The sequence below is a fragment of the Micromonospora sp. NPDC047548 genome, from assembly GCF_040642975.1.
Classification (GTDB): domain Bacteria; phylum Actinomycetota; class Actinomycetes; order Mycobacteriales; family Micromonosporaceae; genus Micromonospora.
Window position 1 is genome coordinate 244501 of record NZ_JBEYTI010000006.1, and the last position, 23357, is coordinate 267857.

Sequence of the window (23357 nt, forward strand, 5' to 3'; positions counted from 1 at the left end):
CCCGGAAATCCGTAGGAAGGACTATCTCGAATGGCCAGAGCAGCAACCACCACGCAGCCGGAAACCACCCCTGACCCGCAGCCGGCGGCCGACGCCGCAGCGGAGCAGGAGACGTCGCTGTCCATCAAGGCGATCCTGGCCGCCATCAACGACGGCGCCGACGACGACCAGGACCTCGTCGACACCCTGAACGCGGAGCTCTACCGGTTCGGCGCTCAGGACCCGTCGATGGAGCTGCCCCGCTCGTGGCAGCGGGTTCAGCGGCGTATCGGCGTCGACCCGAACCAGCACGACGGGGTCGCGACCGCCGAGCAGGTCGCCCAGTTCGCCGACCGTGTCGGCCTCGCCGTCACGAAGTAAGGAGGACCGGCCATGGCTGCAGCAGTCGTCCGTGACACCGTGGGCGCCAAGGGGAAAACCGCCGAGATGGTGAATGAGCTGCGATTCGAGGTCATGTGGAACGGGGTGCTTGTCGCCCAGTGTTCCACTCTGGCCCAGGCGAACGCCGTCGCCGCTTTGCATCCCGCCTGAGCCGTGTGGTTCCCGCGGCCCCCTGACGCTGCCAGCGTCGGGGGGCCGTGGCGTATCATCGGCCGCTAGAAGGCCGCGCCGTCTACCGCGCCGGCCGCCGCGCCGGACGGGTTGCCCGTCCACCCGGCGGACCACCCGGAGACACCCGACCGGAGATCACACATTCCGTTCGAGTGCCCGGGAGGGCCGATGCCAGACAACCCCACGCCCGCGTCCCGGTCGCCGTTCCTGACGTCGCTGTACGGCGAGCGGCACGACCTGGAGGCGTTCATCGAGCGCACCGTCCAGGGCGCGATGACCGGCGGCACGGACGGCGCCCGCCGTGACCTGTCGCAGACCGAGCAGGAGACGCTCAGCCGCACCCGTACCCGGATCGGCGAGCTCGACTCGCAGATCAAGCCGCTGGAGGAGTTCGAGCAGCTCCGCTCGGCGGGTGACACGGTGGCGCGTAACTACCCGCGGCCGACCCCGGCCGCGCAGCCCGGCGGCGGCGAGGGCACCGGCCGGACCGGGCTCGGCGCGCAGACCCACACCCGTTCCCACAACTACCGCAGCCGCGGCCAGGTGATCGTCGACCAGCTGCGCGCGGCGCCGCAGCACATGGGCGGCCAGTCCGACCAGGACGCGCGGGAGCGTCTGCTGTCGGCCGGTGTCATCTTCGCGGGCGTGGCCGACGCCGACATCGCGGTCGCCCGGTCGAATGCCCGGGATGCCGCGAACCGGCTCGCGAACGACCCGTCGCAGGCCCGTGTCACGCAGGTGACGGCGGACACGCCGGGTGTCCTGCCGGTGTCGATCATCGGCGAGGTCATGAACGACGTCGACGCGGCGCGGCCGTTCATCGACTCGCTGGGGGCGAAGCCGCTCGGTTTCGCGGGTGAGTCGTTCAAGCGGCCGGTCATCACCGCGCACTCGGCGGTCGGGAAGCAGACCACCCAGGCGACGAGCACGGGCATGGGCTCGCAGAAGCTCGTCATCGGTTCCGTGTCCTTCACGAAGGAGACGTGGGGCGGCTACCTCGACGTGTCCCGGCAGGACATCGACTGGACGTCGCCGGCCGCGTGGGATGCGATCCTCAACGACTTGCAGGAGCAGTACGCGCTGCAGACCGAGAATGCCGCCGGCGATGCGTTCGCCGCAGCGGTTCCGGCCGCGACGGCGGGCTCCACGGTCGCCACCGGTGCGCAGCCGCTGAGCAAGTGGATCGAGGCGCTGTACGCGGCGGCCGCCACCTCGTACACGGGTGCGGGCCGGCTGCCGGACACGATCTGGGCGTCCCTGGACATGTGGACGACGCTGGGGCCGCTGATCGAGTCGCAGCTGGCGTCCAACCAGCAGCCCGGCTCCACGTCGCCCGGTTCGTTCGTCGGTGACCTGCTGCGCCTGCCGCGGATCGTGGTGCCGTCGATGCCGAACGGCACGCTGGTGCTCGGGCCGAAGCGGTGGACCGAGGTGTACGAGGAGCGGATCGGTCTGCTGACCGCGGTGCTGCCCTCCGTGCTGGGCGTGCAGGTGGCCTACGGCGGTTACGTCGCCTACAACACGCTGAAGCCGGCCGCGTTCGGCCGCGTCACCAAGACCCCGTAAGCGAGGCGGACCGATGGCTGACTACGCAGCAGACAACGTCGCCAGCAGCGTGGGCACGGCGACCACCGAGCGCACCGGCACCGCGTCGGCCGACACCGTCCCGGCCGGCTCGGTCGTGCTCTGGCGGAACACGGGCGTCGGCGCGCACACCGTCACCCTGACGACCAACAACACGGTCGGGGACCTGGCCGTCGCCGACCGGACGATTTCGCTGGCGGCCGGGCAGGTCAAGTCCGGGCGGGTGCCGGTGGAGTGGGGCGACGTGAACCGGCGGGTGCAGGTCGCGATCGACGGCGCTGCCACCGAGGTCAAGTACTACGTCCTCGGCGGAATCTGACCGGGGGAGGTGGCCACCATGGGCGTGCGGGCGATCTCGGCGACGTCGGTGCTGCTGCCTGTTGGCGGGCAGTGGCTGATCGACGTGGCTGTGACCGGCCTCGACGGTGTCCCCGTCACTGTCACGCCGTCCGTGGTGGTCACCCTGCCCTCCGGTACCACCGCCACCCCGACCGTGGAGACGGTCGCCGCCGGCCGGTACCGGGCTGCCTACACCGCGGCCACGGCTGGCCGGTACATCGCCCGGGTCACCGGCGCCGGCGACGTCGCCGACTTCGCCGCGCACGCCCTGGCGGTGACCCCCGGGTCAGGGATGCCGGACGCCGCCGACGTCGTCGAGTACCTCGGCGCGACCAGCCACACCCTGGAAGAGGTTCAGTCGGCGGTGGACGCGGAGGCCGCCGCGCAGCGCGCGGTGTGCCGCATCCGGGCGGTGTACCCGCCGGATCTCGCTGAGGCGTTGAAGCGGCGGGTGGCGCGGAACTTGGAGATGCGGAAGATGCCCCTCGCGGTGCTTCAGGGCGACGCTGAGGTGGGGTCGACCGTGCTGCCCGGCTCCGACCCGGAGGTCCGCCGGCTGGAGGCGCCATATCGGCCGGTGGTGTTCGGATGAGTCTTGTCGGGGACCGGACCACGATCGCCAATGCCCTCACCACCGTCGAGGGTGTAAAGGGTTACGCGTACCGGCCGAAGGCGACGAAGCCGGGCGACGGGTGGCCGCTGCTGTCCTCGCTCGACCGAGCGGCGGGGCGGTCGTTCACCGTCACCTGGCGGATCCTCATCGTGCTACCGGGTGGTGAGGTCGCCGCGTCGGAGTGGATCGACGCCCACCACGAACAGCTTGTTGACGGGCTCCTGGATGTGGGGTTCGTCGACACCATCGCGCCGGTGAAGTTCGACACGGGCGCCGGAGACCTGCACGGCCTCCAGATCACCATGAGGAGTGAATGACCATGCCGGCCGCAGTGGGCGCCCACGTCTACAAGAACGCGCTTGTCACGATCGCGACAATCCAGTACGCCAACCAGGTCACCAAGGCCCGGCTGGTGCCCGACCAGCCGGTTCAGACCCTGCGGACCCTCGTCCCGGACGGCGTGCTTCAGGACGTCGACTCCCCGGTCTGGACGTTCGAACTGGCCGGTCTCCAGATCAACGTCACGGGCGGCCTGGCGAAGGCGCTGCGCGACGCGAACGGCGGCGAGCTGGAAGTGATCCTGCAGCCGAAGGTCGGCACCGCGCAGGCGACCGCCACCTTCACGATCGTGGCGCTGATGCCGGAGTTCGGCGGGGAGCAGGGCAACTGGCTCACCCAGGATTTGTCGCTGCCGGTCATCGGGCAGCCCGTGTTCGGGACCAGCGCCTGATGGCGACGCTGCTGCTCGAATTCCAGGTCGAGATGGAGGACGGCACCACCCACGAGGTGGTCGCCGACCAGCGTGACGTGGCGAAGTGGGAGGTGCAGGAATTTGGCTGCCCCTTCGACGACATCCACAGCCGGGTGCACCTCGGCTACCGGTGGCTGGCCTGGTCCGCCATGACACGGCGGGGCATGACCGGGCTGTCGTGGCCGGACTTCGACGCGCAGTGCATCGAGGTCGTCGACAAGCCGGAGCCGGACGAGCCGGGTGACGGCCTGGACCCTGGCCAGCCGGCTCCGTCCGACACGACCTCGTCGCGCTCGCGTGGCGCACGGGCCAGCCGCTGACGGGGCCGGCCGGCCTGGAGAACTGGCACCCGAGGGACGTTGCCACCCTCGTCGACTTCATCGAGGAAGAGCACGCGGCCCGACGCCGCGCGGCGAGGGGGTGATCGGGGTGGGTTCGCTCGACGAGCTGATCCGTGACCTCCGGACGTTCGACCGCCGCAAGGAGGTTACGAACGCGCTGGCGAAGGCGGTCCGCAAGCCGGTGCCTGAGGTCCGCAAGCTGATCCGTAAAAGGGCCCTGGCCACGCTGCCCAGCAGCGGCGGGTTCGGCAAGTGGGTGTCGAAGCTGTCCATCACCGCCGCCGTGAAACTGCAGGGCCGGGCCGCCGGCGTGAAGCTGAAGGGCCGCCGTAAGGGATTCCCGGACAAGCGGCCGAAGGTTGACCTGCGGCGCATCGACCAGGGCAGGGTGGCCGCCCCGTCGTGGGGTCGCCGCGGTGACGCCGACTGGCATTTCCAGCAGGTGACGCCCGGGTTCTTCTCGGAGCCGTCCACCGAGGTCGACCAGTGGCGGGCCGCCGCAGTCGAGGCCGTCGACGAGGCGTTGGGGGTGATCCGCCGTGGCTGACAGGGACGTCGAAGTCGACATCCTTCTACGTGACAAGACCAGTCCGGGCGTCAAGTCGACCGAGCGGAACATCAAGCGGGTCGGCGACCAGGGCAACAAGGTCACCGCGCAGCTCAACAAGGGCTTCGCCCAGTGGGGTCGTGGCTTCTCCAAGGTGGGCGGTGCCGCCCACCGGTGGGCCAGCTCCGGCGACAGCGCGGGGAAGAAGTTCGTGCGCGGCATCGGCTCCGGGCTCGGGAAGCTGGCCGAGCTGGGGGGCTCGGTCGGCGGTGGCCTGTCGAAGGCGGTGTCGTCGGCGGGCCCGCAGGTGGCGTTGGCGATGTCGGCGGTGCTGGTCAGTGCGGCGGTGGCCGCCGGACCGGCGGTAGCGGGTGCGATCGTCGGTGGCGCCGGGCTCGGTGGCGTGGTCGGTGGTGTGCTGATCGCGTCGCAGGACGCGCGGGTGGCAGGTGCTTTCGACGACCTGAAGGAGACCGTCGGCACGCAGCTGCAAACCGCTGCCGGCCGGTTCGTGCCGGCCACCCTCGACGCGGTGAAGCGGGCCAAGGGTCTGTTCGCTGGGATGCTGCCCAGCCTGCGCCGGATCTTCGACGTGAGCGCCACCTGGCTCGGTCCGCTGACCGATCGGATCGGCCGCGGCGCCCAGGCCGCGCTGTCCGGGATCGCCGCGGCGGTGACCAAGGCTGGCCCGGTCATCTCGGTGGTCGGCGAGGGCATCCAGCGGCTGCTCGCGGCCGTCGGTGACGGCTTCCGGATGCTGTCGGACAACGGTGCGGCGATGGGGTTGGCGCTGAAGGGCGTGTTCCTGATCCTCGAGGTAGGCGTCCGTGGCGTGTTTTTCATGCTGAATCTGCTCACCGAGGCGTTCGAGAAGGTGGCCCGGTTTGTGCCTGGGCTGTCCGGCAAGCTGAAGGAGCTGGAGAACAGTCAGGACGGGGCGAAGACCAGCGCGTTCAACCTGTCTGGTGGCTTCCAGGCCCTGGCTGGCGACGCCAACGGCGCGGCGGCGGGGATCACGAACGTGCGCCAGAAGGCCGACGAGTTTGTCAACTCGAACATCTCCCTTGCCCGGGCGCAGATCGCGTCGCGGGATGCCGTGCGGAACGCCACCGATGCGATCAAGGAGAACGCCAAGGCGAAGATGAGCAACAAGGAGCGGGCAGACGCGAACATGACGTCGCTGCTCAACCTTGCCGACGCGTTCAACACGGAGACTGAGGCTGGCGACAAGTCGGGGATCAGCGCCGGTAAGGCCGCCGCCGCGTACTCGACGAACCGGGCGAAGCTGATTGCGATGGCGGAGAAGGCCGGCTTCTCCAAGACGAAGGCGGCGGAGCTGGCCGCCCAGCTGCTGAAGACGCCGAAGAACGTCAACACGAACATCAACGTCAACACCGGGCCGGCGACCACCAAGCTTGAGACGTTCATGAAGCAGGTTCGCAAGGCTGACGGGACGGTCGCCAACGTCACCGTGCAGGTGACCACCAAGGGCGACCACCGCATTCCGGGTGTCGGTACCCAGGTGCGCCGGTGGGGTGGCATCGACCACCACATGGCCAGGGGCGGCATGCTCGCGGCCCATTTCACGTCCAGCCCGACGGTGCTGTACGGGGAGCGGGAGACCGGCGGTGAGGCGTTCATTCCGCGTCGGGGTGACCTGGGCCGGTCGCGGTCTATCGCGGAGACGGTGGTGCGGGACTGGCTGGGCGGTGAGGTGGCGTGGGGCGGCCGCGGCCAGGCGGTGGCCGCCGGCCCCGAGGTGCTGAACCTGACCCTGGATCTGGGGCACGGCATCCAGCAGGTGGTGCAGATCAACCTGCGTGAGCACAACCGCGGGTTGAAGCGGCGCGTTGGCGCCGGGGCGGGGAGGTAGTCGTGGCGCGTCTGCTCGGCCCGGATGCAGGGTCCCGGTATGCGTACTTGCCCTCGGGTGCGCCGGCGGCGAGCAGGAACGCCGTGGTGTACTCCGACGCGGCCGGCACGGTGTTGGCGGACATCCGCGCCTACGACGGGTCGACGGCTCCGGGTGCCGCGATCGGCGGGTCGACGGTGACCCTCGACGCGTATGGGCAGCTTCCCGTGTTCTGGTTCCCCGACAGCGCCGTGGACCGGCTGTGGGTGCGTGTCGGTGGCGGGCCGGCGTTCCCCATCGACGCGGACAACAACGGCCGGCTCGACAGCCTCTCAGCCACGGCGGGGCACAACCCGGCGCTGCGGAAGTGGTTCGCGACCCTCGGCGGCCGGTACGGGTCGATCGCCTCCGTCGTCGTGTTCGGCGATTCGATCTCCGAGGGGTACGGCGCGACGTCCGTGACGCGGCGCTGGTTGCAGGTGCTCCAGTCCGAGTTGCGGTCCCGGTTCCAGCCTGTCGGGGTGACGGGCGCGACGTTCCCGTACATCTGCGCGTCGCCGCGGGTGTCGCCGATCCCCGCCGACTACCCGCGCACGGCGACGGCTGGGGTGACCCAGTCGGATCATGGGCTGGGTCTGCGGTCGGCGGTGATCCCGGCCGGCGAGTCGGTGACGTTCACGTTCACCGGGACCAGGGCCAGGGTGTACGGCACCAAGGGCGCTGCGGTCGGCAAGTACGGGGTGCGCCTCAACGGGGCCGCTGAGGTGGTGGTTGACGGGGTTGCCGGGTCCACGTCCAGCGGTGTGCTGTTGTGGGACTCCGGCGCCCTGACCGCCGGGGCTCACACGGTGCTGGTGCAGCGTTCCTCGACGACCACCGCGTCGCCGGGCAACGTGCTGCTGGAGGGCCTGGTCACGTACAACGGCGACGAGTCCGCCGGCGTCAGGGTGATCGACGCGTCCCGCTCGGGGGCGACCCTGGCCACGTTCACCGGCTCGGCGTTGTGGCACAGCGCGCTGGGGGCGGTGCCGGGTTCGGGCCTGCTGGTGATGGCGTGGGGGGCGAACGACGCCACCGGCGGCACCACCCCGGCGGCGTTCAAGACCGCCCTGGAGACGCTGATCGCGAACGTCCGCACCGCCGGCTGGTCCGGGTCGATCCTGCTGCTGAAGATGCCGAAGCGGGGCACCGCCACCGAGGCGACATGGTCGAGCTACCTGGCGCAGATGGACGCGATTGCCGCCGCCGACGCGGACGTCGCCACCCTGGATCTGCGGTCGCGGATTCCCGACCAGGGCACCGCGGAGGCGACCGCCCTGGGCCTCTACATCGACGAGGCGCACAACAGCGACAAGGGGCAGGGCCTGATCGCCGACCACATCGCCACGGCGATCCTGACCAGGTGACGGAGGTGCACGGTGCCGATCCCCGCTGGTAGCGGTTCCGGGCCAGCCCCCGCGGGCTTGTCCTATGACCCCATCCTGTCGCGGGTGCGGGTGTCGGTGCAGATCCCGTCGTCGGCTGCGTACGCGCTGGTGGAGCGGTCCACCGATCAGCTGCGGTGGACGACCGTGCGGGGCGGCTCGGCGGTGCCCGTGACCGCCGGCGGCTGGGTGTCGGTAAGCGACTACGAGTTCGCCCCCGACGTCGCCAACTACTACCGGGTGCGGGCGTTCATCTCGCCGCTGGGCTGGGAAATCGGGCCGGCGAAGAACGCCAACCCGTACATCGAGACGGACACCTCCGGGTGGACGGGCAACGGCGGCACGGTTGCCCAGTCGACGACGACGCCACACGAGGGCGCCGCGTCGCTGCTCCTCACCCCCGATGGCGTCACCGCCGCCGTGCAGGCCCGGACGGTGAACCTCCCGGTCACCGCCGGCAACTTCTACATCGCATCGGACTGGCTGCGGTCGACGGTCGCCCGCACCGCCGGCATCAGCATCATCTGGCGGGACGCTGGAGGCGCGATCCTGTCCCAGACGCTCGGCTCGACCGTGTCCATGTCGGCGGGGGCGTGGACGTACTTCGAGGTCACCGGCGAGGCCCCGGTAGGGGCGACGCAGGCGACCTTCGTGGCCGCGTCGATGAGCGGCACCCCTCCCACCACCAACACGATGCGTGTCGATGAGGCGTACTTCGTCGTGATTGGGGGGAGCCCGGTGTTCTCCGGGTCGATCACCCCGGCCATCGGCGGGGTGTGGCTGAAGTCGGTCAGCCGGCCGTTCTTGAACCGCAAGGTGACGGTCCTCGACTACTCGGATGTGGAGCGGCCCTCCCGCGCCGGGGTATTCGACGTGATCGGCCGCAGCTTCCCGGTGGCCGTCAACGACGTGCGCGGTTCCCGCCGGTGGACCCTTGAGGTCCTCACCGAGACGCTCGGCGATGCCAGAGAGCTGGACCTGGTCCTCGCGTCCGGCGATCCGATGCTCGTGCATGTGCCGGCTGGTGTCGGCGTGCCCGGCGGGTATGTGGTCATCGGTGACACCACGCAGCGGCGTACCGGCCGCCGGTCGACCCGGCGGGTGTTCGAGCTGCCGTGTACGGAGATCGCCGCGCCGGGCCCGGACGTCGTGGGGGCGACCGTCACCTGCCAGACGGTGCTCACCACCTACCCGACCTGCGCCGCGGTCCTGGCCGCGCACGACACCTGCTTGAGCCTGATGGAGCTCATCGGCGACCCGACGGATGTGATCGTGCCGTGAGACCAGTCAGCAACCAGTTTCTCCGCGCCGTGCGCGGCTCCCACCGGGCGGTGTGCGAGGCCCGCGTCGTCGCCCCCGGGCAGACCGGTGTGCAGCCGTCGGGGACGGTCATCGGCATCGAGGGCGGGGATGTCCAGGTCGACGGCGGGCAGCAGGTCCGGTCGACGCTGGAGATGGCGACCGAAGGTAAGGGCATGTGGCCGACCCGGGCGGGCGACCTGCTCGCCCCGTACGGCAATGAGGTGTTCGTGCGGCGGGGGGTCCGCTACGGCAACGGCGTCACCGAGTGGGTGAGCCTCGGCTACTTCCGCATCGACACCGACGAGCAGGACCAGGCCCCGGACGGGCCGATCCGCGTCTCCGGCCAGGACCGCATGTCGGGCATCGTCGACGGCCGGCTTGCCAGGCCCCGGGCCTTCACCGCGTCGACGACGTACGGGGCGGTCATGTCGGCGCTGGTCAGGGAGATCTACCCGTGGGCGACGATCGAGTGGGACGACGCGACCAGCGGGCAGCCGATCGGCCGGCAGATCATCGCGGAGGAGGACCGGTACGCCGTCCTCGACGAGCTTGTCACCAGCGTCGGCAAAATCTGGTGGTGGGACCACCGGGGCATTCTGGTGGTCCGCACCCCACCGTCGCCGACCAGCCCGGTGTGGGAGGTCAACCACGGGCGGGATGGGGTGCTGCTGCAGGTCGGCCGGCGGCTGACCCGGCAGGGCGTCTACAACGGCGTGGTCGCGACCGGTGAGGGCGCGGACACGACCAGCCCGGCCCGGGCGGTGGTCGTCGACGCCAACCCGCTGTCGCCGACCTACTGGCACGGCTCGTTCGGCAAGGTTCCGCGCTACTTCTCTAGCCCGTTCATCACCAGCCCGGACCAGGCGCGCAGCGCTGCGGCGTCGCTGCTGGCCCGGCAGCTGGGCCTGCCGTACGCGGTGGACTTCGCGGCGGTGCCGAACGCGGCCCTGGAGCCGTACGACCCGATTCGGGTCACGTACCCGGGCCGGTCCGAGGTGCACGTCCTCGACCGGTTGACGGTGCCGTTGGTTGTGGAGACCCCGCTGTCGGGGTCGACGCGGGAACAGACGACCGTGCTGCTCGGGGGGCTGTGAGATGTCGTACGCCACGGATGACCTGACACCGATACTCGCCCAGCAGCCCGCGGCCGGTCTCCGCTACCGGCAGGGCATCATCCGCGCATGGAACCCGTTAACGGCGGAGAACACTGTCGATGTCGACGGGGTGCTGGTCGACAACCTGCCGATCCTGAACACGAACGAGGCGGTGCTGCTCGCCCCCGGCGATGTGGTGGGGATCCTGGCGACCGGGCAGGCCGCCGGGTCGTGGTGCATCCTCGGCCGGCTCACCATCCCCGGCACCCCGGCCGCGGCGAGCGCCCTGGACGCCGTCAGCAATCCGATCCGCGCGGCAGTCATCAGCACTCAGGAGAGCACCGCGTCGGCGGTCTACGGCGACCTGGCGACCGTAGGCCCCGAGGTCACCGTCACCATCGGCCGATCCGGCAAGTGCCTGGTCATCATCAGCTCGCAGATGGGCTACGCCACCGCCGCGGCCCTCGGCGGATGCAAGGCGTCGTTTGTGGCTGCGGGCGCCAACACGCTGGCGACATCCCCGCAGCGGTCCATCAACATGGCGTCGAACACGGGCGCACCGAGCACCTACCGGGTCGACCAGTTCGGGGCAACGTTTTACCTCTCCGGCCTGGTCGCCGGCGCTACCACCTTCACGATGAAGTACGGCGCTCAGTTGGGCGTCACCGCCGACTTCTCCGACCGGGTCCTCGTGGTGATGCCGCTGTGACCAGGTCAGGGGTTGGGCCAGATGTTGAGGGTGCACCCGTCGAGGGCGTACGTGGCGGTACGCATGAGCGGGGCAGGCTGGCCCGGCGCGGGGCACGACTCGTGGTCGTGGCCGATCAGGTGCCCGAGCTCGTGCAGCACGATGTGGGCGCGCTGCATGTCGAGGGTGCCGCCCACTGCGGCGAACCGCGGTCCTACGCGCATCCACGCGTCGGCGGTGACGACGGCCAGCTGCTCGTCGGCCCACGCCGCGCCGACGAGCTGGCCGATGCCGTTTACGCCTCGGTAGCCGGGCTGGACGATCCGCACCGTGAATCCGTCCATGTTGGTGCGCCAGCCGCGCGGGTCGTTGACGGCCTGGTCGACGACGGCGGCGACCTCGGCCGGGTCGATGTCGGTCACGTCGTCGGCGACCTCCACCTTCGGCGGCGCGTATCGCACCTGCGCTACGGCGGCGGCCACCGGGGCGCGGCGGTCGTCGGTGAGGACGTCGACCCACGCGAGGACCGCGGCCGCGGTGAGCACCGCCGCCAGCACGCCCATGCCGATCACTCGTCGTTGCATCGTCGCCTCCCGATCTGTGTCGGGACGATGGTAGCTGCGCAGCGCAAGGAGGACTGATATGCCGGGCTCGACGTCTATCTACGGGTTGCCGTATCTGGTGCCCGACGACCCGCCGGACATCGCCCGCGCGACGAAGGACCTCGCCAATGCTGCCGAGACGCAGCTGCAGCGCGTCGACGCGGCGGCGCTCGGGACGATGGTCGGGTTCGAGGCCACATCGGAAGTCACGCCGCAGGCGATCGCCGCGACGACGCTGGTCGCGATGCGCTGGCAGGCCGCGAGCTCGAACGTCGGTGGGTTCGGCAAGCCCAGCGCGTTCGAGTGGACGGTGCCGACCGCCGGTGTCTACGCGGCGACCGTGCAGGGCACGGTGACCAATGGCCAGACGGGGAGGGCGTTTGCGCAGGCCTTCCTCGACGGCCGGCCGTTCCGCATCCCGTTCGGCGGATTCACCGAGTCCGGGTTCGGTACGGCTGGCACGCGTCGGATGGCTGCGGGCACGATCATCAAGGTCGAGATCTATTGCGCGACGGCGACGACGTTGGGCGTCTCCACGCTGGCCGTCTACCGGATCGGATCCTGATGGCCTACTACCTGGCGCCCGCTCTGGACGTGCTTCGGGCCGAGATCGACACCCGCTGGCCGGGCCGGGACCGTACGTCGGACGGGTGGATCGGCGACGCCGCCCACCAGGCCAGCCGCAGCGACCACAACCCCAACTCTCGGGGCTCCGTCGACGCGATCGACGTCGACAAGGACGGCGTCGACGTCGCCGCGATCATCGCCGCGTTCGAGCGGCACCCGTCCGCCCACTACTGGATCTTCAACCGGCAGATCGCCGACGCCGACGACGGATGGCGGCGCCGCCCGTACATCGGGCCCAACCCGCACGACAAGCACCTGCACGGCTCGATCCGGCAGACCCGGACGGCGGAGCAGGACCGACGCCCCTGGGGACTCTTGGAGGACGACATGCTGCCCGAAGACCGCGCGAAGCTCGACGAGCTGCACGAGACGGTCACCCGCTGGCGGTCCGGGATGCCGACCATGGCCGACGGCAAGCGCGGCATCGAGGCCGTGCGGTGGCGGCAGCGCGACGAGCCCTGGCAGAAGGCGGTCGACGACAAGCTGGCCGCGCTCGCCGCCCGCCCGCCGGTGGTCATCGACTACGACCGGCTGGCCGACGCGATCGTGCGCCGCGCCGCCGACGGGCCAGCCCGGTGAGCCACCTGCAGAGCTGGGTTGCCGCCAGCGTCATCCTCGGCGTGGTCGTCTCGGCGCTGGTCCTCGCCGGGATGATCGGTCGGCCGCTGCGGAAGCTCGCGCGGCAGAACGATGAGTTCCGCGAGGACTGGTATGGGGCGCCGGCCCGGCCCGGCCGCGACGCCGTACCGGGCGTGCCGGAGCGGCTCAGCCTGATCGAGAAGGAACTCAAGCCGAACTCGGGGTCGTCGCTGCGGGATGCGATCGGCCGCGTGGAGACCCGCCTGGAAGACCACATCCGATCCCACGGAGGAACAGCATGACGCCCACCATCGGCCGCTTCGTCCACTACACCCTCACCGAGCAGGACGTCTCGATCATCATCGGCGACCGACTCAACGGCACCGACGAGGTCCAGCGGAGCCGGCACAACTTCGTCGCCCCGGGCCAGACGTACCCGGCTCTGGTGGTCCGCAACTTCGGTGGCGACGCCGTCAACCTTCAGGTCTTCCTGGACGGCACCGACACCTACTGGGCGACGTCCCGCACCGAGGGCGAGCCCGACCAGCAGGGCCGCTGGATCTGGCCCCCGAGAGTCTGAGGAGGCTCACCGATGCAGCCCACGCAGACCCGTCACCCGTGGCGGGCGACCGCCCGGACCGTCGCCGCCGCGCTGGTGGCCGCGCTCGTCATCGCCCCGCAGATCCTCGCCGAGACCGGGCTGTCCGAGACGGCGTACGGGGCGCAGGCCCTGGCCGTCATCGGCGCGGTGACGCGGGTGCTGGCGATCCCGGGTGTGGACGGCTGGCTGCGGCGGTATGTGCCGTGGCTGGCGGCCGAGCCGGCGGGTGTCGTCCGGTCCGAGTAGGATCGTCGTCGCGGTGCCGCCGGTGACGTCCCGGTCGGGCACCGACCAGCATGCAAGCGGCCCCGCTCCCCTCACCGGGGGCGGGGCCGCTTCGTGCTGTCCGGGCGGTCAGTCGGTCAACCCTGGACCGTGCCGATGATGCCGGCGCAGCAGCAGATCAGGACGACGACGGCGACGATCCCCCACGACAGCGCCCCGAACGCGCCAGTGAACTGGATCGGGCCGAGGCGGAAGTTCCAGCGGGGCGTCATGCCGGCACCGTACTGGCCGGGGTCAACGTGCCGCCCCGCCGCTTGGTCGCCGGTGCCGCTGTCGGCCCGCAGCCGGACCGTGGGCACTCGCAGAGGCCGCCGTACGGCACGAGCTCCCGCTGGCCGGCGCACATGTGCGGCAGCCGGAGGATGGTGTCGGCGCAGCCGAGGCACCGCAGCGGCACCCGCACCTCCACCCCGTCGTACATGCCGGTCACGACTGCACGCCGAAGATCGGCCCGTCGTGCAGGTGCTGGGCCTGGCGGCGGCGGGCCTGGGCGAGCAGCAGCGACTTGGCCTTCTCCTGTTCGGCGCGCTGGATGGCGGGGCCGGTGGCGTCGATGCGCGGCGCGGGTCGGCGGCGAAGGTGGGCGAGTAGCCGGACCATGGGTGATCACTCTCCCGTGTCAGAGGGTCACCCTTCGCAGCCTAGAAAGCCTAGGTTTCTAGGGCAAGCAGTCTGTTGAAGCCGCGATTCGCACATGGTGTTATCTGCGGGCCCCAACCCACGGAGATCACCACATCCATGCCCGCCCGCCGGCTGACGTACGAGCAGATTGCGGAAGACCTCGCAGCCCGCATCGCCGCCGGCGAGCACCCCCCGCACACGGCCCTGCCGAGCATGCGTGAGCTGGCCATCCTGTACTCGGTGTCGGTGCCGACGATTCAGAAGGCGCACATCATCCTGCGGGAGCGCGGGCTGACGTACGGTGTGCCCGGTGCGGGGGTGTACGTGGAGGAACGCGGGGAACGCGATTCGTAGCGGCATCGGTGAGAACGGGCGGCGGCCGGCTGCGCTGCGTGGCGAACATGTCCGGACAGGCCATAGACCGGCTGTGATCGAATCTCGCCGCTAGCGCTCCCACGCCTCACGGTCTGTGGCGTGTTACCACATGCAACTTGCTCCCGCCCAGTGATCACCGGCCGTGCTCGCCCCCCCTGATCTTGGGTCTTCCGCCAGCCGGTCGGACGGGTGTTCTATCGGGGCTCGCCGGTAAAAGAGGAGCCACCCCTGATGCCACACCGCGCCACCCGTGACCACGCCGTCGTCTTCGTCCCCGCCACCACCACCGACCCGGCCGAGTTCGCCGCCGTCGCCGCGCCCTGCCTGGAGAGGGTCGAGGCCTGCGGGTACGTGTTCGCCGGCATCGTGCGCACCTGGCCGGACGCACGGGAGTTGATGGAGCAGGGCCGGGCGCACGTGGTGGTCGTGGCGGACCGCGGGCATCTGCCGGCCGATCGGCGGCCCCGGGTCGAGACGGTCAACGATGCGGTGCGCGTCAACCCGGCGCAGCAGCACGTCGTTCCGCCGGAGGTGACCGCGCCGAAGGTACGCCGGCCCCGCCGCGTCCGGTAGCCCGAGCACGACAGCGCCCCCAGACCAGCACGCGGTCCGGGGGCGCTGTGGTTGTCCGGCGGTCAGGCAGGCTGGCCGGCCAGGTACCGGCGCACTGTCCGCGTGGACACGCCGGCCATGGCCGCGACCTCATCCCTGTCCGCGTCGGGGCGGGTGGCCACCGCCGCGGCGATCCTCACCGCCGTCTCCGGCGCGATCCCCGGCCGCCCGGCTGGCTCGCACTGCGACGCCGGCTCGGCAACGTCCGGAGCGGACCGTGGCCCTCTGGCCAGCATCTCAACGACCAGCAGTAGGGCCAGGGCTGGCCAGGCGGAAATGACCCTGGCCACGGTGGACGGCGGCGCGGCCAGCACGTTGGCCGCGATGCTCGCCGCGACCCCGACCACGAACGACACCCCGGCGGACAGCCTTGGCCGCCGTCCGGCCACGCGGTCATCGGCCATGACCACGCTGGCCACGATCAGCATCCCGTCCACGGACAGGGGCAGCAGGTTGGCCAGCAGCACGCCCTGGCCGTGCCCGGCGGCCAGGTCCCGCATGTGGGAGTAGGACGCGACGGCGGCCACGCCGGCGACAACTGCCGCCGAGCTGGCCCGCGCGAGGGTCGTAGGGTTGAGCATGGGTCGACTCCTTTGCAGTCGGTCAAGGGCCTGGCCGGTGGGTGGACTCCAGTCCGGCCAGGCCCGTCCTATTCGTGTCCTCAGATCGGCAGCGGCAGGGCGTGCACCGCGGCTGCCTTCGCGCCGCCGATCGTCGCCACGTACGTAGAGGTGGTGTTCGGGTTGGCGTGGCCAAGCAGCTCCTGCGTCACGCGGATGTCGCCACCGGCCGCCTGATGTACGTACGTGCCGTGCCAGTGCCGCAGCCGGTGCATCGACACCGTCTTGTGGCCGAGCGTCGTCTGGAGGTGGTAGTTGGCGCGCTCTTGGACCTGGACGCGGTCGGCGTGGGCGCCGGCCCGGGTCCGGGCGATCGGCCCGGACGGCAGGTCCTTCACGGCCGCCCAGACGGCCGGGTGGGTTGGGACGATGCGCTCCTTGCCGCCCTTGCCGTGGATCCACGTCGCTTCTTCGGTGAGGTCGGCCCGGTCGAGGCGGGAGATCTCGATGCAGCGCAGCCCGTTGCCGGCGGCGAGCAGGTACCACGTGCGCATGGGCTCCCGCGCCCGCCGCAGGATGTCGGCCAGCTCGTCAGTGGTGATGGGCCGGGGCCGGCGCGGCTTCACGGTGGCGCGGGGCAGGTCCGCAGCCGGGTTGAAGTCGAGGCGCGGGTCGGCCGGCCGGGTTGCCCAGCCGAAGAAGCCGGTCACGGCAGCGGTGATCTTCGCGATGTGGGCGGCGGAGCGGCGGCCGGTGTGGATGCCGTCGACCAGCTCGTCGACGCAGGCGTAGAGCAGCCCTTCGGGTAGCTGCCGGTCGAGGCGGCACAGTTCGTCGGCGTACGTGTCTCGGGTTGATTCCGCGCGGCCGAGGCCGGCGAGGTACCGCACGAAGCCGATGATCAGTTCGTGGCTGTGCGGGGCGTTGGCGGCATCTACGGTGTAGGTCACGGTCGCCTCCCTGTGGGCGGTCGAGCGCCCGGGATGGCGGGGGCCGCCGCCGCCCGGGCGCGTCACTGGGTTGATGGTGTGACGCGGCGGGGCGGGCAGCTATCGGCTGCCGGGGCGGTCAATTCGGGTGGGGCGGCGGCGGTTCGGCGGCGCGGTGGATGCCGGGCGCGTCGTCGCGGCGGCGGGTCGGCTCTTCGGCCGGGCGGGGGCCGGGCGGGGCGCGGTGGTGGGCCGAACGGGTGAGGCGTCCGAACGGTCGTTCAGCGGATAGCTCCGCCCCCGCAGATCGAACGATCCGGATGGGCGTCGCGGCAGCGTCGGAGCCGCCGACGACGGCCGGACGGACGCGGCCCGGCCCGGCCCCGAGGACTGGCGGACCCGGGACCGGACCGGTGGAACGGGCGGTGGCCGGTCAGGCCACGGCGTGGCCGGCGAGCCGGTCGCCGACCTCCTCGGTGCGCAGCGGTGCGCCCGGGGTGCGGCTGGCCAGCTCGGTGGCGACCGCGGCGGTCACCCGCGCGGCGGCGTCGGCGTGGCCGAGCTGGTCGAGCAGGAGCGCGCCGGAGAGCACCGCGGCCACCGGGTCGGCGAGGCCCTTGCCGGCGATGTCCGGCGCCGAGCCGTGAACCGGCTCGAACATCGACGGGTACGTCCCGCCGGGGTTGATGCTGCCGCTGGCGGCGAGCCCGATGCCGCCGGTGACCGCGGCGGCGATGTCGGTGAGGATGTCGCCGAAGAGGTTGTCGGTGACCACCACGTCGTACCGCTGGGGCTGGGTGACCAGGAACATCGCCGCGGCGTCGACGTGCTGGTACTCGGTGGTCACGTCGGGGTGCTCGGCGGCCACGGCCGCGAAGGCGCGCGCCCACAGCGAGCCGGCGTGGGTCAGCACGTTGGTCTTGTGCACCAGGGTGACCTTGCGACGCTCCCGGCGGGCGGCCCGGGCGAAGGCGTCCCGAATCACCCGCTCGACCCCGTGCCGGGTGTTCAGACTCTCCTCGGTGGCCACCTCGGCCGGGGTGTCCCGGTGCAGCGCGCCGCCGGCGCCCGCGTAGAGGCCCTCGGTGCCCTCCCGGACGACCACCAGGTCGACCTCGCCCGGCTTGACGGTGGCCAGTGGGCCGGGCACGCCCGGCCACAGCCGGGACGGGCGCAGGTTGACGTACTGGTCGAAGGCGAAGCGGAGTTTGAGCAGCAGCCCCCGCTCCAGCACGCCCGGCGGGACGGAGGGGTCGCCGACCGCGCCGAGCAGGATGGCGTCGTGGCCGGCCAGCTCGGTCAGCACCGCGTCGGGCAGCACCTCGCCGGTACGGTGGTACCGCGCCGCGCCGAGGTCGTAGCGGGTGGCCTCGATCCCGGGTTGCACGGCGTCGAGGACCTTGAGGGCCTGCTCGACCACTTCCGGTCCGATCCCGTCCCCGGCCACCACCGCGATCCGTGCCACCTGGCGCTCCTCACCTCGTCGTTCTCGTGCACGGTACGTCGGCGTCCCGCTTCCCGGTACGCGTCTTCCAACATTTGGGATAAGCGGATGCTCAGGAGGCTCCCAGGTGACATTCATGGGGCAGTCATCTCCGCTGCCTATGGTCGATGACGAACGGGTCACGGGGCCCGTGACGGGATCCGCCGCAGCGCTGCGGCGCCGTCGGCGAAGGAGCAGGTGTCATGCGGATCGACCAGCAGACCAGACCAGCCCGGACGAACGAGCAGCCCCGCACCCGCTGGGTTGACCAGACGGCGTTCAGCCGGCGCCGGCCGGACCTGCGGCTCGGGACCAGCAGCCACCGGCTCGACCGCTCCGGCGAGGCCCCCGTCGACCGGATCGCCGTCCGGCACACCGTGCGGACCAGCACGGCGGAGTACTCGCTCCTGCTCAACGCCCCCGAGCACGTCGGCCGCCGGGCCGTCGGCGACGCGCTGCGCGACGCCGTCGCCGAACTGCGCGCCATCGACCTCACCTACGGCCCGGCCCGGCCGGACAGCCTGGTCTCCCGGCTGCGCCGGGGCGAGATCGCGCCCGAGTCATACCCGCCCCTGGCCGACCTGGTGGATCGCTGCGCGGCGATGCGCGCCGCGACCGACGGCTGGTTCGACGCCTGGGCCGTACCCGGCGGTTTCGACCCCGGCGGCCTGCTCAACGGCTGGGCGGTGGAGCGGGCGGCGGCCCGGCTGCGCGCCGCCGGCATCCACGACTACGCCGTGCTCTCCGGCGCGGACCTCACCGTCCGCGGTCACGCCGCGCACGGCCGGCCGTGGCGGGTCGCGGTGCACCACCCGACCGACGGACGCCGCGCACCGCTGGTGCTGGAGATGACCGCCGGCGCGGTGGGCACCTCCGGGGTGACCGGCCGCCGCGACCACGTGGTCGACCCGCACACCGGCGAACCCACCGGCCACCTGGTCGCCGCCACCGTCGTCGGGCCCGACCTGGCGGTGGCGGACGCCTACGCCACGGCGCTGTACGCGGCCGGCCCGACCGGGCTGGCCTGGTTCCGCAACGGCTCGGGATATCAGGCGCTCTTCGCCCACCGGCGCCGCTGAGCGCCGCGGCGGCACGCCGGCCGACCGGTGGAGGGGGTCCACTGTGGTGGCGAGGTCGGCGGGCCCGCGATCGGCCCCCAAGGTCTCGGCAATGACCGTGGGGGCCGGCCAGCGACGAGTGCGCGTGGCTCGCGCAATCGAGGGGTGCGGACCGGTCGGCCGGAACACCTGACCTCATCACCCGAAGACGGGCCGAACGCCCCACTCAGCCGGTGACCGCACCGGTACGCTAGCGAATCGACGCAACTCGACGCAAGAGTCTCCACAGCGGACCGTACCCGGCGGACCCTGCGTCACCTTCGCGTCGCCCGTCGGCGGGTCAGTTGCGTCCACGTGAACGGTGGATGGCACGCTGTCCGCCGTGAGTTTCGATCTGAGCGTGTGGGCCCTGCCGGACGGGGCCACGCCCGAGGACGTCCGGGTGGCGGTGCGGCGGTGCCGCGAGGGACGCCACGATGACCGGCACCCCGATCGGCGGGTCGTCGCCTTCTACCGGGCCATCATCGCCAGCTATCCGGACCGGCCCGCCGGACCGGGCACGCCGTGGGAGGTCGCACCGCTGCACGCGGCCGGCGACCACGTGGAGCTGAACCTCGTGCCGACCTGCGAGGACCAGGTCCTGCTCGACATCGAGCGGCTCGCCGGCGAGCACGACCTGATGCTCTTCGACGCCCAGGACGGCTCGGTCTATCCGCCGCCGTCCCGCGTCGTGGGCTGACCGCCCGGTACGACGAGGGGCCCGGCCGAGACGGCCAGGCCCCCGATACGTCGTGCGTGGACTACTCGTCGCGCAGGTCCGCGGCGCTGGCCGAGGTCGCGCCGATCGAGTCGGCCGCCGAGGTGAGCAGGTCCGCCCCGAGCGCCTGGTCGACGGTTAGGGTCATCAGCGTCTCGCCGCCGGCCTCCCGACGAGCCACCTGCATCGCGGCGATGTTGATGCCGGCCTCGCCGAGGAGGGTGCCGACGGTGCCGACCACGCCCGGCCGGTCGACGTAGCGCAAGAAGACCAGGATGCCCTCCGCGCCGATCTCCACGTCGAACCCGTCCACCTCGGTCAGCTTGATGACGTCCCGGGCGCCGGTGTGGGTGACCGTGCCGGAGACGCTGACCGTACGTCCGTCGGGCAGCGCGCCGCGGACGGTGACCAGGACCGGGTGGTCGACCGTCTCGGCCTGGGTCGCGAGGGTCACCTCGACACCCCGCTCAGCGGCCAGGTGCGGCGCGTTGACGTAGGTGACCTGCTCCTCCACCACCGAGCTGAACAGCCCCTTGGTGGCGGCGAGCTTGAGCACCGACACGTCGTGGTTGACAATCTCGCCGCGCACCTGGACGGTGACGCTGGCGGCCACCCCGCCGGCGACGGCGGTGAAGGCCCGGCCCAGCTTCTCGGCCAGCGGCAGCAGCGGGCGGACGTCCTCGGCGACCACGCCGCCGGCCTGCACGTTGACCGCGTCCGGCACGAACTCGCCCTGCAACGCCAGCTTGACGCTGCGGGCCACCGCCAGGCCGGCCTTGTCCTGCGCCTCGTGCGTGGAGGCGCCCAGGTGCGGGGTGGCCACCACGTTGTCGAAGGCGAACAGCGGCGAGGAGGTGCAGGGCTCCTTGGCGTACACGTCGACGCCGGCGCCGGCGACCCGGCCCTCGGCGATCGCGTCGGCCAGGGCCTGCTCGTCGACCAGGCCGCCGCGGGCGGCGTTGACGATGCGTACGCCGGGCTTGACGACCGCCAGCTCCTTCTCCCCGATCAGGCCCACGGTCTCCGGGGTCTTCGGCAGGTGGATGGAGATGAAGTCGCTCTCCCGCAGCAGCTCCTCCAGGCCGACCAGGCGGACGCCGAGCTGGGCCGCGCGGGCCGGCTGGATGTAGGGGTCGTACGCGATGAGCCGGGTGCCGAAGGCGGCGATCCGCTGGGCGAAGAGCACCCCGATGCGGCCGAGGCCGACCACGCCGACGGTCTTGCCCTGCAGCTCGACGCCGGTGTACCTGGACCGCTTCCACTCCCCCGCCTTCAGCGCGGCGCTGGCCGCGGCGGTGTTGCGGGCGACGGCGAGCAGCAGCGCGACGGCCTGCTCAGCGGCGGAGACGATGTTGGAGGTGGGGGCGTTGACGACCATGACGCCCCGCGCGGTGGCGGCCGGCACCTCGACGTTGTCCAGACCGACGCCGGCCCGGGCGACCACCGTGAGACGCGGCGCGGCCGCGATCGCCTCGGCGTCGATCTGGGTGGCACTGCGCACGATCACCGCGTCGGCCTCGGAGAGCGCGGAGAGCAGGGCCGGGCGATCGGTGCCGTCGACGTGGCGTACGTCGAAGTCGTGGGCGAGCACCTCGATGGCGGCGGGAGCGAGTTCTTCGGCGATCAGTACGACAGGATTCATCGGTCCTCGTAGACGTCGTATGCGGTCGGCCTGGGGCGCCGGGACGCCGCGCTGCGCCCCGCGCTGATCCGTGCCATGGCCGTCAGGTGCCGGCTACGCACCTATCAGGGATCGTAGGTGGCCCGATGGCCGGCGTGTCCCGGACGGCGGGGTGAGGGCCCTCACACAGGGTCGTCGCACGCCCGTCATCCCGCGTTCATCCGGCACGTGCGGGCGGGCCGGCCGTGTCACCCACCGTCCGCATCGCGCTGCCGCGCCGGCTGGCCCGGCCCGACCCCGCCCGGTTCGGCCCGCGGCCGGCCGAGGCGTTGGTCACCCGGTCCCAGCAGGTGAGCGGCCGGTCCACCGCCACCGCCCGGCGCCCGGCCGCCGCCGCCGACGAGACGGTGGACGCGCGCGGCCCGCGGCCCGACGCCGGGGAGAGCGTCGGGTCGCGGGCCGCGTCGCGGTGGCCCCGCCGGCGGGGCCGCCACGCCTCAGGCGGTCTCGGTGATGGGCCGGTCGACCCAGCTCATCATGGAGCGCAGCTTCTGCCCGGTCTCCTCGATCGGGTGCGCCGCGCCCTCGGCCCGCCACTTGGCGAAGTTCGGCCGGCCGGCCTCGTCCTCGGCCACCCACTCGCGGGCGAACTCGCCGGACTGGATCTCACCGAGGATCTTGCGCATCTCCTCCTTGACCCGGGAGTCGATCACCCGGGGGCCGCGGGAGAGGTCGCCGTACTCGGCGGTGTCGGAGACGCTGTAGCGCATCCGGGCGATGCCGCCCTCGTACATCAGGTCGACGATCAGCTTCAGCTCGTGCAGGCACTCGAAGTAGGCCACCTCGGGGGCGTAGCCAGCCTCGGTGAGCACCTCGAAACCGGTCTGCACCAGCGCCGCCGCGCCGCCGCAGAGCACCGCCTGCTCGCCGAAGAGGTCGGTCTCGGTCTCCTCGGTGAAGGTGGTCCGGATCGCGCCGGCCCGGGTGCCGCCGATGCCCTTGGCGTACGACAGGGCCAACTGGAACGCGGTGCCGGTGGCGTCCTGCTCGACGGCGACCAGGCAGGGCACGCCCTTGCCGTCGACGTACTGGCGGCGGACCAGGTGACCGGGGCCCTTCGGGGCGACCATCGCCACGTCCACGTCGGCCGGCGGCTTGATCAGGTCGTATCGGATGTTGAAGCCGTGGCCGAAGAAGAGCGCCTTGCCGGGGGCGAGGTTGGGGGCGATCGCCTCGGCGTAGAGGGCGCGCTGCGCGGTGTCCGGCGCCAGGATCATGATGACGTCGGCCTCGGCGGCCGCCTCGGCCGGCGTGAGCACCCGCAGGCCCTGCTCCTCGGCCTTCGGCCGGCTCTTCGAGCCCGCCGGCAGGCCGATCACCACGTCGACGCCGGAGTCGCGCAGCGACAGCGCGTGGGCGTGGCCCTGGCTGCCGTACCCGATCACGGCGACCTTGCGGCCCTGGATCAGGCCCAGGTCGGCGTCGTCGTCGTAGTACACCTCAACGCTCATTGACTTCCCTTTCGTACGGCGGTCCGAGCGGCCCGTCGTGGACTTGTGC

The 23357-nt window shown here is 71.8% G+C and carries 32 protein-coding genes; 23 read left to right on the forward strand and 9 right to left on the reverse strand.

Annotation, left to right across the window (positions count from 1 at the left end; all coding sequences use genetic code 11):
- The first annotated feature begins 30 nt into the window (after positions 1 to 30).
- The 14 genes from ABZ807_RS09435 to ABZ807_RS09500 all read left to right on the forward strand — a co-directional run bounded on the left by ABZ807_RS09435 (position 31) and on the right by ABZ807_RS09500 (position 11108).
- Positions 31 to 360, forward strand: coding sequence for a hypothetical protein (locus ABZ807_RS09435; protein WP_357154701.1), 330 nt, complete (start codon positions 31 to 33; stop codon positions 358 to 360).
- A gap of 12 nt (positions 361 to 372) precedes the next feature.
- Positions 373 to 531 carry a hypothetical protein gene (locus ABZ807_RS09440; protein WP_357154702.1) on the forward strand — a complete coding sequence of 53 codons (159 nt, stop codon included), beginning with the start codon at positions 373 to 375 and terminating at the stop codon, positions 529 to 531.
- 189 nt (positions 532 to 720) lie between these two features.
- Positions 721 to 2118 (forward strand): hypothetical protein, encoded by a 1398-nt coding sequence (locus tag ABZ807_RS09445; RefSeq protein WP_357154704.1) that lies wholly within the window; start codon positions 721 to 723, stop codon positions 2116 to 2118.
- Positions 2119 to 2131: 13 nt separating this feature from the next.
- A complete protein-coding gene (locus tag ABZ807_RS09450) occupies positions 2132 to 2455 on the forward strand; it encodes a hypothetical protein (RefSeq protein ID WP_357154706.1) in 324 nt (107 codons plus the stop codon).
- 18 nt (positions 2456 to 2473) lie between these two features.
- On the forward strand, positions 2474 to 3067 hold the full coding sequence (locus tag ABZ807_RS09455; RefSeq protein WP_357154708.1) for a hypothetical protein: 594 nt from the start codon (positions 2474 to 2476) through the stop codon (positions 3065 to 3067).
- A complete protein-coding gene (locus ABZ807_RS09460) occupies positions 3064 to 3405 on the forward strand; it encodes a hypothetical protein (protein WP_357154710.1) in 342 nt (113 codons plus the stop codon). The genes ABZ807_RS09455 and ABZ807_RS09460 overlap by 4 nt, the downstream gene beginning before the upstream one ends.
- Before the next feature lie 2 nt (positions 3406 to 3407).
- Positions 3408 to 3818, forward strand: coding sequence for a hypothetical protein (locus ABZ807_RS09465; protein ID WP_357154712.1), 411 nt, complete (start codon positions 3408 to 3410; stop codon positions 3816 to 3818).
- Positions 3818 to 4159 (forward strand): hypothetical protein, encoded by a 342-nt coding sequence (locus ABZ807_RS09470; protein ID WP_357154714.1) that lies wholly within the window; start codon positions 3818 to 3820, stop codon positions 4157 to 4159. Before ABZ807_RS09465 ends, ABZ807_RS09470 begins: the two co-directional genes overlap by 1 nt.
- 109 nt (positions 4160 to 4268) lie before the next feature.
- The gene (locus ABZ807_RS09475; protein WP_357154716.1) at positions 4269 to 4727 is read left to right on the forward strand and encodes a hypothetical protein; all 459 of its coding nucleotides are present in this window, start codon (positions 4269 to 4271) and stop codon (positions 4725 to 4727) included.
- Positions 4720 to 6600: a hypothetical protein gene (locus ABZ807_RS09480; RefSeq protein ID WP_357154718.1), complete on the forward strand. Its 1881-nt coding sequence runs from the start codon at positions 4720 to 4722 to the stop codon at positions 6598 to 6600. Before ABZ807_RS09475 ends, ABZ807_RS09480 begins: the two co-directional genes overlap by 8 nt.
- An 83-nt stretch (positions 6601 to 6683) precedes the next feature.
- Positions 6684 to 7985 carry an SGNH/GDSL hydrolase family protein gene (locus ABZ807_RS09485; protein ID WP_357154719.1) on the forward strand — a complete coding sequence of 434 codons (1302 nt, stop codon included), beginning with the start codon at positions 6684 to 6686 and terminating at the stop codon, positions 7983 to 7985.
- An 84-nt stretch (positions 7986 to 8069) separates the two neighbouring features.
- On the forward strand, positions 8070 to 9284 hold the full coding sequence (locus ABZ807_RS09490) for a carbohydrate binding domain-containing protein (protein WP_357154720.1): 1215 nt from the start codon (positions 8070 to 8072) through the stop codon (positions 9282 to 9284).
- Positions 9281 to 10399, forward strand: a complete 1119-nt coding sequence (locus ABZ807_RS09495; protein WP_357154722.1) for a DUF5047 domain-containing protein — start codon at positions 9281 to 9283, stop codon at positions 10397 to 10399. The genes ABZ807_RS09490 and ABZ807_RS09495 overlap by 4 nt, the downstream gene beginning before the upstream one ends.
- 1 nt (position 10400) lies before the next feature.
- Positions 10401 to 11108 (forward strand): hypothetical protein, encoded by a 708-nt coding sequence (locus ABZ807_RS09500; RefSeq protein WP_357154724.1) that lies wholly within the window; start codon positions 10401 to 10403, stop codon positions 11106 to 11108.
- Positions 11109 to 11113: 5 nt separating this feature from the next.
- Here the strand turns inward: ABZ807_RS09500 and ABZ807_RS09505 are convergent, their stop codons facing one another.
- Entirely contained in the window at positions 11114 to 11671 is a 558-nt protein-coding gene (locus tag ABZ807_RS09505) for a DUF3152 domain-containing protein (protein ID WP_357154725.1), read from the reverse strand.
- A 58-nt stretch (positions 11672 to 11729) separates the two neighbouring features.
- Between ABZ807_RS09505 and ABZ807_RS09510 the strand changes: the two genes are divergently transcribed.
- Genes ABZ807_RS09510 through ABZ807_RS09530 form a run of 5 tightly spaced genes read left to right on the forward strand, consistent with a single transcriptional unit; the run spans position 11730 to position 13742 of the window.
- Complete coding sequence (locus tag ABZ807_RS09510; protein WP_357154727.1) at positions 11730 to 12254, forward strand: hypothetical protein; 525 nt, start codon at positions 11730 to 11732, stop codon at positions 12252 to 12254.
- A complete protein-coding gene (locus tag ABZ807_RS09515; RefSeq protein ID WP_357154728.1) occupies positions 12254 to 12895 on the forward strand; it encodes a hypothetical protein in 642 nt (213 codons plus the stop codon). The genes ABZ807_RS09510 and ABZ807_RS09515 overlap by 1 nt, the downstream gene beginning before the upstream one ends.
- Positions 12892 to 13197, forward strand: coding sequence for a hypothetical protein (locus ABZ807_RS09520; RefSeq protein WP_357154730.1), 306 nt, complete (start codon positions 12892 to 12894; stop codon positions 13195 to 13197). The genes ABZ807_RS09515 and ABZ807_RS09520 overlap by 4 nt, the downstream gene beginning before the upstream one ends.
- On the forward strand, positions 13194 to 13475 hold the full coding sequence (locus tag ABZ807_RS09525) for a hypothetical protein (RefSeq protein ID WP_357154732.1): 282 nt from the start codon (positions 13194 to 13196) through the stop codon (positions 13473 to 13475). The genes ABZ807_RS09520 and ABZ807_RS09525 overlap by 4 nt, the downstream gene beginning before the upstream one ends.
- A 12-nt stretch (positions 13476 to 13487) precedes the next feature.
- Complete coding sequence (locus ABZ807_RS09530; RefSeq protein WP_357154734.1) at positions 13488 to 13742, forward strand: hypothetical protein; 255 nt, start codon at positions 13488 to 13490, stop codon at positions 13740 to 13742.
- A gap of 116 nt (positions 13743 to 13858) precedes the next feature.
- Here ABZ807_RS09530 and ABZ807_RS09535 read toward each other — a convergent pair whose 3' ends face one another.
- The 3 genes from ABZ807_RS09535 to ABZ807_RS09545 are packed head-to-tail and all read right to left on the reverse strand — an operon-like array spanning position 13859 to position 14381.
- The gene (locus tag ABZ807_RS09535; protein WP_357154736.1) at positions 13859 to 13993 is read right to left on the reverse strand and encodes a hypothetical protein; all 135 of its coding nucleotides are present in this window, start codon (positions 13991 to 13993) and stop codon (positions 13859 to 13861) included.
- Positions 13990 to 14211 carry a hypothetical protein gene (locus ABZ807_RS09540; RefSeq protein ID WP_357154737.1) on the reverse strand — a complete coding sequence of 74 codons (222 nt, stop codon included), beginning with the start codon at positions 14209 to 14211 and terminating at the stop codon, positions 13990 to 13992. The genes ABZ807_RS09535 and ABZ807_RS09540 overlap by 4 nt, the downstream gene beginning before the upstream one ends.
- Positions 14208 to 14381 (reverse strand): hypothetical protein, encoded by a 174-nt coding sequence (locus ABZ807_RS09545; protein ID WP_357154739.1) that lies wholly within the window; start codon positions 14379 to 14381, stop codon positions 14208 to 14210. The genes ABZ807_RS09540 and ABZ807_RS09545 overlap by 4 nt, the downstream gene beginning before the upstream one ends.
- Positions 14382 to 14519: 138 nt before the next feature.
- Between ABZ807_RS09545 and ABZ807_RS09550 the strand changes: the two genes are divergently transcribed.
- Positions 14520 to 14756 carry a winged helix-turn-helix domain-containing protein gene (locus ABZ807_RS09550; RefSeq protein ID WP_357154740.1) on the forward strand — a complete coding sequence of 79 codons (237 nt, stop codon included), beginning with the start codon at positions 14520 to 14522 and terminating at the stop codon, positions 14754 to 14756.
- A gap of 252 nt (positions 14757 to 15008) precedes the next feature.
- Complete coding sequence (locus ABZ807_RS09555) at positions 15009 to 15350, forward strand: hypothetical protein (RefSeq protein WP_357154742.1); 342 nt, start codon at positions 15009 to 15011, stop codon at positions 15348 to 15350.
- A gap of 62 nt (positions 15351 to 15412) precedes the next feature.
- Here ABZ807_RS09555 and ABZ807_RS09560 read toward each other — a convergent pair whose 3' ends face one another.
- The 3 genes from ABZ807_RS09560 to ABZ807_RS09570 form a co-directional block, all read right to left on the reverse strand.
- Complete coding sequence (locus ABZ807_RS09560) at positions 15413 to 15970, reverse strand: DUF2637 domain-containing protein (protein ID WP_357154744.1); 558 nt, start codon at positions 15968 to 15970, stop codon at positions 15413 to 15415.
- 80 nt (positions 15971 to 16050) lie between these two features.
- Positions 16051 to 16899, reverse strand: a complete 849-nt coding sequence (locus ABZ807_RS09565; RefSeq protein ID WP_357154746.1) for a tyrosine-type recombinase/integrase — start codon at positions 16897 to 16899, stop codon at positions 16051 to 16053.
- 412 nt (positions 16900 to 17311) lie between these two features.
- A complete protein-coding gene (locus ABZ807_RS09570; protein ID WP_357154748.1) occupies positions 17312 to 18343 on the reverse strand; it encodes a 3-isopropylmalate dehydrogenase in 1032 nt (343 codons plus the stop codon).
- Positions 18344 to 18564: 221 nt separating this feature from the next.
- Here ABZ807_RS09570 and ABZ807_RS09575 point away from each other — a divergent pair, with 221 nt between their 5' ends.
- Both ABZ807_RS09575 and ABZ807_RS09580 read left to right on the forward strand, forming a co-directional pair.
- Entirely contained in the window at positions 18565 to 19440 is an 876-nt protein-coding gene (locus ABZ807_RS09575) for an FAD:protein FMN transferase (protein ID WP_357154750.1), read from the forward strand.
- Positions 19441 to 19801: 361 nt separating this feature from the next.
- Positions 19802 to 20158, forward strand: coding sequence for a hypothetical protein (locus tag ABZ807_RS09580; RefSeq protein WP_357154752.1), 357 nt, complete (start codon positions 19802 to 19804; stop codon positions 20156 to 20158).
- Between the two features lie 61 nt (positions 20159 to 20219).
- Here ABZ807_RS09580 and serA read toward each other — a convergent pair whose 3' ends face one another.
- Both serA and ilvC read right to left on the reverse strand, forming a co-directional pair.
- Entirely contained in the window at positions 20220 to 21818 is a 1599-nt protein-coding gene (gene serA, locus ABZ807_RS09585; RefSeq protein WP_357154754.1) for a phosphoglycerate dehydrogenase, read from the reverse strand.
- 476 nt (positions 21819 to 22294) lie between these two features.
- Positions 22295 to 23308, reverse strand: coding sequence for a ketol-acid reductoisomerase (gene ilvC / locus ABZ807_RS09590; protein WP_357154756.1), 1014 nt, complete (start codon positions 23306 to 23308; stop codon positions 22295 to 22297).
- Between the last annotated feature and the right edge of the window lie 49 nt (positions 23309 to 23357).